Genomic DNA, 13,007 nt, shown 5'->3' with positions numbered 1-13,007 from the left:
AAGGAACGCATTATGAGCTCTAATTCTTTCATTTCGCGCCACAGGGCAAGCTTACTGCCACTGTTGGCGCTGTGCCTGTCGGCCTGCGGCGGCAGCGACGGCAAAGACGGTGAACCGGGTGCCCCCGCAGGCGATCCGGCCATCAGCATCGACAGCCTGACCATTGATATTAACTCGGTGAAACTGACCGATGGCATTCCCGAGGTCAATTTCTCGGTACACAATCAGGACGACGAGGCCGTAATCGGCATCCCCTCAGCCCGATTTATTGCCGCGCAACTCCTGCCCCAGGGCTACACAAATGCCGGTGATGCCAGCCAGTGGCAACATTTTGGTGCCGAGACCTGCGATGCCAATTGCCCGGGCATTTTTACCGATTTCAAAAACGGCAGTTACAGCTATAAATTCAGCACAGTGCTCGACGGCATGAATGGCCAGAGTCTGGTTGCCGGTGCCACCGAGCGCATGATAGTCAAGGTCGGTGGCGACAACCTTGCCGATGGAACTGCTCTGCCGGTGACCAACCAGCATCTGGACTGGACTGTTGCCGGCAATGACCCTGTCTACGGCCGCGAAATTGTCAGTATCGAGGCCTGTAATGGCTGCCATACGGATCTGGCTTTCCACCGGGGCAACTACAACCAGACCCAGACCTGCGTCAGCTGCCATAACCTGACCCGGGTCAGCGACCCTGCCCATGTGTTCGCGCCCATGATCCACAATAAACACCTGGAAGGCTTCCCCCGCAGCCTGTCCGACTGCCAGGTATGTCACAAAGACAACGACATGCTGGCAGAGCGCGATAATTGGCACACAGTCCCCACCATGGAAGCCTGTGGCAGCTGCCACACGGACATCGACTTTGTGGCCGGTACAGGCCATCCGGCACAGGCCAACAACAGTAATTGCGTTGCCTGCCACAATGCCGAATGGACGGCGGAAGTCCACAGTGACGCCGACCGGCAAATGGCATTGGCGCAGTTCCAGGCTGATATCACCTCGGCCAGCATGGACGACAGCGGCACAGTGACAGTAGCGGTCAAGCTCAGCAATCCTCAAACGGGCGAAGTCTTTGGCGCGGCAAATACCCTGTCCTTCGTCAGTGACCTGCGCATTTATGCCAACTGGGGCCTGAGTGTTGATTACACCAATCGCAGTGCCCGCAACATCCGTCTGCACGAGGTGGAGCCCATCTCCGGCAGCAATGGCAGTTTCACTTACCAGATTACCGGTCTCACCATACTGCCTGGTACCGAAGTGGATCTGGGTACCCTGGCCATTCAGGGTCGTATCTGTGCCGACGGCGCCTCACTTACCGCCTGCGGCGATAACGTGGATGCACTGCCAATCAAGGCCAGCCATGTGAGCTTCAGCAACACAGCACTGAGTGCCAAGGGACGCCGCACCATAGTGGCCAACGACAGCTGCGGCAATTGCCACGGCGATCAGCAACTGACCATTCACGGTGCCCGTAACGATCTGGAAGGCCAGTGCCAGTTGTGTCACAACCACAATCGCACCGCCGATGCCACAGCCGCCAACCCAAGCCATACCAGCGTGGATTTCAAGCAGCTTATCCATGCGCTGCACGGCGGCAAGTTTGAAGGCTTCGAAGAACTGCATTTCCCAAGTGAACTCGGCAATTGCGCCACCTGCCACGTCAATAACGACAGTGGCGTCCTGAGCATTGCACTGCCGCTGGCAAAAGAAGTGCAGCCACTGGCCCTGAGCGATGGCAGCTTCACCAGTGCCACTGCCGCAATTTGCAGTAATTGCCACGAGGATGAACAGACTCATAACCACATGATCCAACAAGGCGCCGCCTTTGCCGCCAGCCTGGCCGATGCCACCGCCGGCACCGAAAGTTGCGCCACCTGCCATGGGCAGGGCGGACCGGTTGATGTACTCAAGGTACACCCGATCCGCTGACAGCGGGGCCCGCCTGGCGGGCCCTAAACCCCCGGCTCATGATATGGAATGGTAAACAGCTATGATAGAACTCAAATATAAAGCCCTCGTGCTTCCCCTGCTGACCTGCAGCCTGCTGTGGGGCTGCGGCAATGACGGCAAAGACGGAGAACCCGGAACCCCGGCTACGGTCGGCATGTCACTCAATCAGGCCAGCAGCATCAAGGCCAAGATCACCCAGGTCAGCATAGATGCTGGCACTGTGATGGTGGACTTCGACTTCACCAATGCCAATGGCGTTGCCATCACAGATCTCGACACTTACCCCGGTGTTGACACCTTGGGGATGGGCATAGCCAAACTGGTCCCCCAGGAAGGTGAAGGTTACAAGACGCCCCAATGGGTCAACTATATGAATAACCTGGTGGCCCCCAACAGTGCCGCCATACCGTCCGGTTACCAAGACAAGGCCGGCCCCAAGGTCCAGCCGACAATCGAAACCAGCTGCCGCCAGGAATGTCTGACCCAACCTGAGCCCGGCCATTACCGTTACACCTTCCGCCAGAACCTGGCCAGTGTGACGGCCATTGAGGGACTGGATCTCAGCTATGCGCCAAGCCTGGTCCACAGGGTCAGCATGGAACTGCGGCTCGACAGCGACCGTGCTCGGCTGATCAACACCCATTATGACTTCGTTCCGGCCACCGGACTTGAAGCCAGCGAAGAGATGACCCGTATCGTCGAGAATACCCAGGACTCCTGTCTACGTTGTCACGGTGACAACTATGCCCTGAGCAGCGCCCCCAGCTTGATCCTGCACGGTGGCCGGCGCATTGACACGGCCAATTGTCAAATGTGTCATACCAGCTATGCCGCCGATCCCGAAACCGGCGCGCCGCTGGATCTCGGATACATGGTGCACAAGATCCACAAGGCCGATTACCTGATGGTGGGTTACGGTGGCCGGCTCCAAGACTTCAGCGAAGTCACCTTCCCCGCCGATCTCTATGACTGCCGCGTATGCCACCAGGAAGGCGAAGGCCGTCCGGTGGATGCCGCTAACTTCCGTCACCACAGAGCCCTGGCCTGCGGTTCCTGTCACTCGGATTCCACCGACCCTGTGACCATCAAGGAAGAAATGCACGCCAGCTATCAGGCCGAGCATGAATGCGTGGTCTGTCACTCGGAAAAAGACGATGAAGGTGCAGGACACCACGTTACCGATGCCATCGCCAAGGAAAATGTACGTCTGGACTATAAAGCAGCCTTGGTGGCCAATTCGGCACGTCTCGAAGGCGGCAGGTTGAGCTTCAGTGTCAGCTTTATGGACAGTAAGGGCGTGGCCCAGCCTAGCCCCAACGCCGATACCAGACTGAAATACAGCACCCTGTACCTTGGTTTTGGCAACGATGTGGACTTTACCAAAGGCCGCGCCTCCATCAATTTGCTGACCCTGGCACCGGTTGCGGGTGCCGATGGCATCTACAGTTATGATGTCGCTTCCAGCCTTGACTCCACCAAGGTGTCAGCCGCAAGCGCCAGTGCCTTTATCACCACCCAGATGTGTGTCGACAGGGACACACTCACCGGCGTTGCCTGTGGTACAGGAACCGACGAGGCATTCAATCCGTCGGTGATCCCCGGCAAGGCCGTGGTGTTCAACCTCAGTGGCGACACCGGCGTCAGCCCACGCCGCTCTGTGGTCAGCAATGAAAGCTGTGCCCAGTGCCATGACAATCAGTATCTGGCCAAATTCTCCAGCAAGATGCATCACAGCGGTCGTCGCAGCAACTTTGAGGGCGAATGCCAGACCTGTCACAACCCGGCCTGGGCCAGCAGTGCCAATGGCTTGATTCAGGATCATATCGACTTCAAGGTACTGATCCATGCCCGCCATGGGCAGACAGCGGTGGTACGGGCTGAAGAAATCACCTTCCCTGAATACATTGGCAATTGTGGCAGCTGCCATAAAGCGGGTCAGTTGACCCTGGCGGGATTGAACAAGGTGCCGGCCACACCGGCCGTGGACGAACTGGGTAACGAGGTTGAGTACTCACCCACAGCCTCGGCCTGCGTCAGTTGCCACGGTCCCAAGGAATCGCTGTTGTCACACATACGCACCAATGGCGGGGCAGCCAATGATCCTCGTGGTACCTACCAGGCTGGCGCCGAAACCTGCGCCGTCTGTCACGGCGAGGGCCAGGCATTCGGTGTTGATAAGGTGCACCCAATCCGATTTGACTGAAATCCAATACCCATCGATTTGCAGGCAGCCTTCGTGCTGCCTGTTTATTTTTACAGCCCAAAAATTGATATTTTACCGATACCTCCCCCAATCACCGGCTACCGCCTGAAAATAGCAGCCTTCCCTGAGGTTACGAGCATTTTACCCTACATCGCCCCGTATACATCCTGGTGATTTCCCCAACCTAACCAACACTTTATGGTATGCATTCCGGTTTAATAAGGAATGTCAGGTTTAATTGACTGCAAAACCGTTAAAAAACCCAAATTTATGTTGCCATCTATCGGAAATTCGTCTTACACTCCGAATCGCAACAAATGCAACATAAAAATAACATTCAGACAATAACAAACCTGAGAACACACAATAAGGACAAGCAAATGAAGCACAGCAAACTGTTTTCCGCCCTCGCCCTGGGTTCGGTGATTTTCAGCACCTCTGCTTTGGCAGACGGTATTCGTGCCAGCCTGGAAATGAGCCAGCAGGACTTCAAAGCCAGCGAAGATGTCATGGTCAAGGTCACCCTGACCAACGATGAGAATGTACCGGTCAAGATCCTCAAGTGGTACACAGCTGCCGATGGTGTTGAAGAATCCCTGTTCAAGGTATCGGTCAACGGCAGTGAAAAGCACTATCTGGGTGCCCACTACAAGCGCCCTGCGCCAGGAAAACAAGACTACATCAAGCTCAAGTCCGGCGAGAGCGTGTCTTATGAAGTTGAGCTGTCTTCCCTGTATGACATGAGCGAAACAGGTACCTATGAAATCAGCTACGATGTCAGCTCCATGCAACTGTTTGCCCCCAACCCTGGCCAGGAAAAGAAACTGGCACGTCTGGGCATAGATGGCATCCACTCAGATTCAGTAAGCTTCTACGTAGAAGCCAAGGGCAGCGGCAATACAGTCAAACCCGGTACCGGCGGTGGTGACACAGGTGGCACAGTGAATGGCGTGTCCTTCTCCGGTCGCTGCAGCAACTCCCAACAAACCCAAGCTCTCCAAGGTCTGGATGCGGCCCGTGTGATGGCGGCCGATGCCAAGAACTACCTGATGAGCAATAACAGCCCTGCCAGTTCAGTGCGTTACAACACCTGGTTCGGTGCCTATAACAGCAGCCGTTGGAACACAGCCACCACACACTTCGACAAGATTGACTCGGCGCTGAACAACGAGCCACTGACCTTCGACTGCAGCTGTAAGAAGAGCTACTACGCTTACGTATATCCAAACCAGCCTTACAAGATCTACCTGTGTAATGCTTACTGGACTGCACCAGTTTCAGGTACCGACTCCAAGGGCGGCACCATAGTTCACGAGACCAGCCACTTTGACGTAGTTGCCGGTACTGACGATGTGGTTTACGGCCAAAGCGGTGCCAAATCATTGGCCATCAGCAACCCTGATCAGGCTCTGAACAACGCCGACAGCCACGAATATTTTGCAGAAAATACCCCGTTCCAAAACTGATAGAAGCGTTCACGACTTCCTTTTCGGCCGACACCGGCCACACCTGACCTTGTGAATATTGGCGGAGCCTTGGCTCCGCCCTTTTTTTACCTATTTCCCGCTCCCCCCAGAAATTTGTTGCTGTTTTCCCAAGGCTCATCCCAAAGGCTTGTGTTTCCCCCCCTCCTGGGCCAAGGTAGTGCAAACCTCCCTTAACTGTATCCAATGAGCAAACCTGCCATCCAAGCCTGCCAACTTGATAACCTGCTCGGCGAGATACGTCGCTGTACCCTCTGTGAGCCGCACCTGCCCCTGGGCCCCAAACCCATATTGCAGGCAGCGGAGAGTGCCAGGATTTTGATTGCCGGCCAGGCCCCCGGTCGCCTGACCCACGCCAAGGGGCGCCCATTTGATGATGCCAGTGGCGAGCGTTTAAGAAGCTGGCTTGGGGTCGACAGGGATTGCTTTTACGATCCGGCCCGGTTTGCCATAGTGCCCATGGGATTTTGTTTTCCGGGGACCCACGCCCATGGCCGCGGTGATTTGCCCCCCAGGCCCGAATGCGCCGCCACCTGGCACCAAAGGCTTCTGGGCCAGCTGCCCCATATTGAACTCACCCTGGTCTTGGGCAAGTATGCCCTGGACTATCATCTGCCGGGGCATCAGGGGCTGGCGGTCGAAGCCGGTCGCTGGCAGCAACACTGGCCTTCACTGATGGTGCTGCCCCATCCCAGTCCCCGCAATAACCTTTGGCTTAAACGTCACTCCTGGTTTGAAACCGATTGCCTGCCCGCATTGCGCCAGCGCGTTGCCTCACTCATAGACTGACTTATTGGCTACACTTAAGATCTGGTGTTTTGGCGCTTAGGGGACGCTATGGGCGGCCACTCCCTTCCGGGCTATGGTTACACCTCCTTCAATGACATGCAGGTGGATGAGATAGATTGGGCCCGCTGGCAGAGTCTGGTCGATACTGTGGCGGAAATGTTCGCCGCACCCGCAGCCTATATCACCCAGGCCAACACCAAGGGCGTTGAAGTGCTTATCAGCTCGTTAAAGGGCGGCGATGCATTTGGTCCGGGCGTTATTTCTCCCCCAATGGAGCAGGGACTGAGCCAGCAGGTCATTGCCAAACAGCAGCCGCTCTATGTTCGCAATGCCAAGGACGATCCCCGCTGGCAGCAGACCCAGGAATACACTACCTATAACTGGGTTTCTTACCTGGGGATGCCCATCAGTTGGCCCGACGGCCACATTTTTGGCAGCCTGTGCGTGGTGTCAACCAGCCCAACGGACTACCCCGAGGTTTACATGCGGGTGCTGGCCCTCATTCGCGATGTCATCAACAGCGATCTCGCCCATTTTTACCGCGAGGCCCAACTGCTGACCCAGAGCTATACCGATCCTCTCACCCAGATTTACAACCGGCGTGGCTTTGAAGAACTGTTCGTGCAGAACCGACAATTGGCCAGGCGTCTGGGGCGAAGAATGGCGCTGCTTAACTTTGATTTGGACGGATTCAAAAGCATCAATGACAACTTTGGCCACGCCATGGGCGATGAAGTCCTCAGCGCCTTCGCCCGCAATCTGAAACAGAGCTGCCGCAGCTGCGATCTGGTGGCCCGCTGGGGCGGGGATGAATTTCTGGTATTGGTACACTCGGAAACCGACGCCATGGAAAGTTCCATGCTCGCACGCCTTGATGAACGCCTGGCGGCACTTACCAATCTGCCGGCCATAGGCTATTCGGTCGGTATGCTGCGTATCGGATGTGATGACACCCGGGAATTGGAGGAGCTGGTAATGATGGCCGACCTCAACCTGTACAGCCATAAACAACGCAAGAAAAAATCATAAAAAAATGCCCGGCAATGCCGGGCATTTTATTGCACTAAGTTCGGCTTAGTTACAGCTTACGCCTACGCTAGAGAAGGCAGCAGCTACGTCAGCAACTGAGTAACCATAGTCAGCGGCAGCATTTTGTACGCCACAGGCACCTTGGTTGAAGTTGGTGGTAGGAGCCCAGTAAATCTGGTTGGCGCGCAGGAACACATCAAAGGCTTTACGGGTGTTCCAGTTGGCTTTGGTGGCCAGCAGATAGAAGGCTTTGTTGTACACGCCTGAGGAGTAGTGTACGTCCAGACCAGAAGTGAAGTTGGCGGCGTTATCGATTGAGCTGCCATCTTTGGTTGGGTTGTCCATGTAACGCAGGGCACCGGCACCTTTGAAGATGTCATAGCCAACCATCCAGTCGTTGCTACCGTGCATGAAGTACTCGGCAGTTTCACCGGCCATGTCAGAGAAGGCTTCGTTCATACCGCCTGACTGACCGCTGTATTCCAGACCAGAGTTCTGCTCGGTTACACCGTGGCTGATTTCGTGGGCAGATACGTCCAGGCTCACCAGTGGGTAGAAGTAGCTGGCGCCGTCACCGAAAGACATGGCAGTACCGTCCCAGAAGGCGTTTTCATAGCTGCGGCCATAATGCACCTTCATTTTCAACTGGAAGCTCAGAGGAGCTGTGTTGTACCAGTCTTTGTACATGTTGAAGATCACACCACCGAAGTAGTGGGCATCGTTCAGCGGTGAGTAAGCACCGTTTACAGCCTTGTAGGTATTCTCTGGGCAAGAGAAGGAGTACACAGAACCACCACGGGTGCTGTTCGCCATGTCGATGGTTTGCACGTTGGCGTTGTTCATGGTGCACACGCCGTTGGATTCCTGTACATCCAGGAAGCCGAAGTCGGCACCATAGTAGTACTGACCGGTCTTGGCGTTACCACCTGGGCCGGTAGCCTGGAAAGCGGTACCTGTACCACCGGTGCCACCACCTGGACGACCTTTACCAGCTTTACCGGTCATCAGTTCATCCCAATGACGGATCACTTCACCGCTGGTGGCGTCAACCAGACCGGCTGGACGGCTGATACCTTCTTTACCTTCGCTCAGGTAAGATACGCGGTAAGCCAGACGAGGGGCATCGCCTTCGCTCAGGATAACCAGTTCAACATCTTTGCGACCAGAAGCATCTGAACCGGGGAAAACCTTGTTCAGGGCGGCAATAGCCTGACCTTTGGTCAGAGCCGGAGTAACAGAGAAGTCTTCAGCGATATCGGCAGCGTCGCCGGTGATGAACTGGTTAACGCCATCGGTAGCCACTACCAGATGATGACCGTATACCTTCACACCGTTGAAAAACTGCTGTTGCTTGGTCTTTTGCAGACCTTTGGCAGTGGTGAAAGACTTGCCTGCGGCAAATGCATGACCTTTGGCCAGACCCATGGCGTGAGTCAGAGATTGATCAGCGGCAGCAGAGAATTCACCGGCATGCAGTGCACCTGCAACGCTCAACGCCAGAGTTGCTGGAATAAGGGTGTATGCTTTCATGTTCCGTTCCTTATTGTCGTTATTTGTAGTTATTTTGACTGAGATAACGCGCTCAGTCGGGATAAACTGGCACAAAGTGATTCACATCACAAGGTGCAGTATTAAACTCAGGTTGATTTTCCGTAACAATATAATTACAAATTGATACAAATAGAAGATGTTTAAAGAAAAATCTTTATTTTCACCATTTTAAGTACGGCATCCTGTAATAATTCAGCATACTATTCGGTAATTTCAGGCTCCAAACCAACAGGATAAGACCTTAAAGCACCTACACATTTAACATTTACGCAACCCAGAGGTTGTCATGCAAATTCTCATAGCACCAGACAGTTTCAAGCACAGCCTCGGCGCCGCAGACGTGGCCGCGCTCATCAAACAGGGCTTCAATGACGGCTGGCCCCAGGCACAATGTGTGTGTCTGCCGCTGGCCGATGGCGGTGAGGGAACGGTCAGCGCAATAGTTCAGGAAGGTAACGGGGACCTGTTTCAGCAGGATGTGCAGGATCCATTGGGCCGTTCCCATCAGGCGGTTTATGCCCGGCTGTCGAATGGCGAGGTGGTGATAGAGCTGGCGCAGGCAAGCGGCATCCAGTGGCTTCAGCCAGGCGAACTGAACCCGCTGTGTGCAAGCAGTTATGGTACAGGCCAGCTTATCAGCGCTGCCCTGGCACACAAACCCAAACGGCTGATTTTGGCCCTGGGCGGCAGCGCCTGTAATGATGCCGGTGCCGGTATGCTGACGGCCCTCGGCGTACGCTTGCTGGATGCCGAGGGCCAAAGCCTGCCCCCCGGAGGCGCGGCCCTGGCCCGGCTGCACAGGATAGACAGCACAGGTCTTGACCCTCGCATTCTGGACTGCGAACTGCTGCTGGCCTGCGACGTGGACAACCCCTTACTCGGACCCAATGGCGCCAGCGCCGTGTACGGCCCCCAGAAAGGCGCCGATGCGGATATGGTCGCCGAGCTTGACGCCTCCCTGACCCACTTTGCCGATGTACTTGTGGATCAGGGATACCGGGATATGCGCCAGGTGTCCGGTGCCGGAGCCGCAGGCGGCACCGCTTTTGGCGCCCTGAGTCTGCTCGGCGCCAGGCTGGTGTCCGGTGCCGACTGGATACTCACCCGGCTCAAGGTCGAGGAACAACTCGGGCAGGTGGACTTGCTTATCACCGGCGAAGGCAGCTTCGATGCCCAGACGCTGCGCGGCAAGGCCCCCATGGCGCTGCTTAAACTGGCCCAGCGGGCCGGGGTGCCCATCATAGGTATAGGCGGTTGTCTCGGGCACGGGTACCAGGCCCTGCTGGATGCCGGTTTCACCGCCCTTTATGGCACCCAGGAAGCCGGACTGCCGCTGGCAGAAATCCAGGCCAAGGCCCGTGAAGCCCTGTATTTGTGTGCCCTCAAGCTTGCGCGGGAACTGGCCGCCAAGGCCGCCGCCTCTTGATTGAATACCGCCTGTTGCAGTAAAGTTAGCTCCCTTTTGGTCTTTCCGGTTTCCCGGAAAACAGAGACACCGGATCCCAGTCGCTATGACCCAGCACCACTCCCGCAAGGCTACCGCTTCCGAAGCCACCCTGATGAGAATCTTCACCGTCCCCGAGGCGGCAGATTCGACCCTGGGGCGGATAGAGCAACAGCTGTCGCGGGATTTGGCAGGCTTTCTCAACGACAGCATAGCAGCGCTTGAAAAACCCCTGTCCGACATCGAAGAACACTTCGCCAGCGTGCAGATCCCCAAGGCACCGCGGTTCGTGTCCGACTATGTGGACGATATCATGGCCCATCTGGTGGCGCAGTCGGTGCATACGGCCTCACCCAGTTTTATTGGTCACATGACCTCGGCCCTGCCCTACTTCGTGCTGCCCCTGTCCAAGCTGATGGTGGGACTGAACCAGAACCTGGTTAAAATCGAAACCTCCAAGGCTTTCACCCCGCTGGAGCGTCAGGTGCTGGGCATGATCCATCACCTGATCTTCGGCCGTGAAGCCGACTTTTATGAGCAGTGGCTCCACAGCGCCAACCATTCCCTGGGGGCCTTCTGCTCCGGCGGCACTGTCGCCAACATCACCGCCCTGTGGATTGCGCGCAACAACCTGCTCAAGGCCGACGGCAACTTCCGTGGCGTCAGCCGCGAAGGTCTGCCGCGGGCGCTGAAACACTATGGCTGGCAGGACCTGGCCATACTGGTGTCGGAGCGGGGTCATTACTCCCTCGGCAAGGCGGTGGATTTGTTGGGACTGGGCCGCGACAACATCATCACCATAGCCACGGATGCCGACAACAAGGTGGATGTGGCCAAGATGCGCGCCGAGGCCGCCAGGCTCAAGGCCGAAGGCATCCGGGTCATGGCCATAGTGGGCGTTGCCGGCACCACAGAAACCGGCAATGTAGATCCGCTGGAACAACTGGCGGATCTGGCAAAAGAACTCGACTGCCACTTCCACGTGGATGCGGCCTGGGGCGGCGCCACCTTGCTTTCTGCAAAATATCGCAGCCTGCTCAAGGGCATAGAGCGAGCCGACTCGGTCACCATAGATGCCCACAAGCAGATGTACGTGCCCATGGGCGCCGGCATGGTACTGTTCCGCAACCCGGCCCTGGCCAGCGCCATTGAGCATCACGCCGAATACATTTTGCGCCGCGGCTCCAAGGATCTGGGCAGCCAGACCCTGGAGGGCTCCCGCCCCGGCATGGCCATGCTGGTGCATGCCTGCCTGCAGATCATCGGCCGCGAAGGTTATGAGATCCTGATAAACAACTCGCTGGAAAAAGCCCGCTATTTTGCCGATCTCATCGAGGCACATCCGGAGTTCGAGCTGGTGAGTGCACCCGAGCTGTGCCTGCTGACCTACCGCTACGTGCCATCCTTCGCCAAAGCCGCATTGGACCAGGCCCTCGCCGAGGGTGACAGCGGACGGGTCAATGCCATCAACGACGGCCTCAATGCCCTGACCCGGGCGATTCAGAAAACCCAGCGTGAACAGGGTAAATCCTTCGTCTCCCGTACCCGGATCCAACCGGCCCGCTACCTGAGGGAAACCGTGACAGTATTCAGAGTAGTATTGGCCAACCCCCTGACCACAGAGCAAATATTGCAGGACGTGCTGGCGGAACAGTGTGAACTGGCGGCCGGAGAAACCAGCCTGCTCGCTGATCTGCGCGCCGCTTGTGAGTAAGGCCTGTGAGTAAAGTGAGCTTTTGAAAAAGAGGGCTTGTGAGTTAGGCAGTCCTGAGCAGACAGCACACACGCCATCCGTCTTAATAGACTAAATCTCAATAGCTAAGTCCCCAGAGCCCAGGGAGGAGCCATGACCGACAGTCCCAACAGCAGCGCCGCAGGTTCCTTTTGGCGCGGCACCCTGGCGGTGATGCCGCTGACCATAGCCGTGATCCCCTGGGGCATACTCGCCGGCTCCCTGGCGCTGGAGAGCGGTCTCAGCCCCATCCAAAGCCAGGCCATGTCGGCCATTATCTTTGCCGGTTCGGCGCAACTGGTGGCTCTGGGGATGATCAAGGCCGCCAGCGGCCTGATGGCCATTCTGGTCACCACGGCCCTTATCACCTCCAGACACCTGCTATACGCCATGGCCATGCGCGAAGCCATCAGCCCCCTGCCGCTGCGCTGGCGCCTTATTCTGGGTTTTCTGCTTACCGATGAATTGTTTGCCATCGCCAACCAGGGCAAGTTGGCAAAATTTGATCCCTGGTATGCCCTGGGCGGTGGTTTGAGTTTTTACCTGGGCTGGAACCTGGCGACCCTTGCCGGGATCCTCGCCGGCAATGCGGTGGATAATCTGGGCTCATTGGGGCTGGATTTTGCCATTGCCGCCACCTTTATCGCCCTGGTGGTGCCCAGGGTCAAAGACGGTGCCAGCTTGCTGTGTGTGCTGACTGCCCTGTGCCTGTCGGTGCTCTGCGAAGCGCTGGCGGTGCCAGGCGGCCTGCTGATAGCGTCGCTCTCGGCCATGGCCGTGGGCTATGGCTACAGCCAATGGGGAGGACGCAAGTCATGAGCGATG

At 56.8% G+C, this 13,007-nt stretch carries 9 protein-coding genes; 8 read left to right on the top strand and 1 reads right to left on the bottom strand.

The window, feature by feature from the left end; all coding sequences use genetic code 11:
• Positions 1–12: 12 nt before the first annotated feature.
• The 5 genes from JYB84_RS06205 to JYB84_RS06185 all read left to right on the top strand — a co-directional run bounded on the left by JYB84_RS06205 (position 13) and on the right by JYB84_RS06185 (position 7,455).
• Positions 13–1,929: an OmcA/MtrC family decaheme c-type cytochrome gene (locus JYB84_RS06205; RefSeq protein WP_207322556.1), complete on the top strand. Its 1,917-nt coding sequence runs from the start codon at positions 13–15 to the stop codon at positions 1,927–1,929.
• Positions 1,930–1,990: 61 nt separating this feature from the next.
• Positions 1,991–4,153, top strand: coding sequence for an OmcA/MtrC family decaheme c-type cytochrome (locus tag JYB84_RS06200; protein WP_207322555.1), 2,163 nt, complete (start codon positions 1,991–1,993; stop codon positions 4,151–4,153).
• Between the two features lie 380 nt (positions 4,154–4,533).
• Positions 4,534–5,619 carry a M35 family metallo-endopeptidase gene (locus JYB84_RS06195; RefSeq protein ID WP_207322554.1) on the top strand — a complete coding sequence of 362 codons (1,086 nt, stop codon included), beginning with the start codon at positions 4,534–4,536 and terminating at the stop codon, positions 5,617–5,619.
• 204 nt (positions 5,620–5,823) lie between these two features.
• Entirely contained in the window at positions 5,824–6,426 is a 603-nt protein-coding gene (locus JYB84_RS06190) for a uracil-DNA glycosylase family protein (protein WP_207322553.1), read from the top strand.
• A 48-nt stretch (positions 6,427–6,474) separates the two neighbouring features.
• Positions 6,475–7,455 (top strand): sensor domain-containing diguanylate cyclase, encoded by a 981-nt coding sequence (locus JYB84_RS06185; RefSeq protein ID WP_207322552.1) that lies wholly within the window; start codon positions 6,475–6,477, stop codon positions 7,453–7,455.
• A 45-nt stretch (positions 7,456–7,500) separates the two neighbouring features.
• On the opposite strand, the gene JYB84_RS06180 is transcribed toward JYB84_RS06185, so the two are convergent.
• Positions 7,501–8,985 (bottom strand): M4 family metallopeptidase, encoded by a 1,485-nt coding sequence (locus JYB84_RS06180; protein WP_207322551.1) that lies wholly within the window; start codon positions 8,983–8,985, stop codon positions 7,501–7,503.
• Between the two features lie 307 nt (positions 8,986–9,292).
• Here JYB84_RS06180 and JYB84_RS06175 point away from each other — a divergent pair, with 307 nt between their 5' ends.
• From JYB84_RS06175 to JYB84_RS06165, 3 genes are all read left to right on the top strand, one after another.
• Positions 9,293–10,432, top strand: coding sequence for a glycerate kinase (locus JYB84_RS06175; RefSeq protein ID WP_207322550.1), 1,140 nt, complete (start codon positions 9,293–9,295; stop codon positions 10,430–10,432).
• Between the two features lie 85 nt (positions 10,433–10,517).
• Positions 10,518–12,164: a pyridoxal-dependent aspartate 1-decarboxylase PanP gene (gene panP, locus JYB84_RS06170; protein ID WP_207322549.1), complete on the top strand. Its 1,647-nt coding sequence runs from the start codon at positions 10,518–10,520 to the stop codon at positions 12,162–12,164.
• A gap of 132 nt (positions 12,165–12,296) precedes the next feature.
• Positions 12,297–13,001, top strand: coding sequence for an AzlC family ABC transporter permease (locus tag JYB84_RS06165; RefSeq protein ID WP_207322548.1), 705 nt, complete (start codon positions 12,297–12,299; stop codon positions 12,999–13,001).
• The last annotated feature ends 6 nt before the right edge of the window (positions 13,002–13,007 follow it).

Source organism: Shewanella cyperi (assembly GCF_017354985.1).
Classification (GTDB): Bacteria; Pseudomonadota; Gammaproteobacteria; order Enterobacterales; family Shewanellaceae; genus Shewanella; species Shewanella cyperi.
This window is presented reverse-complemented; position numbering and strand designations above follow the sequence as displayed.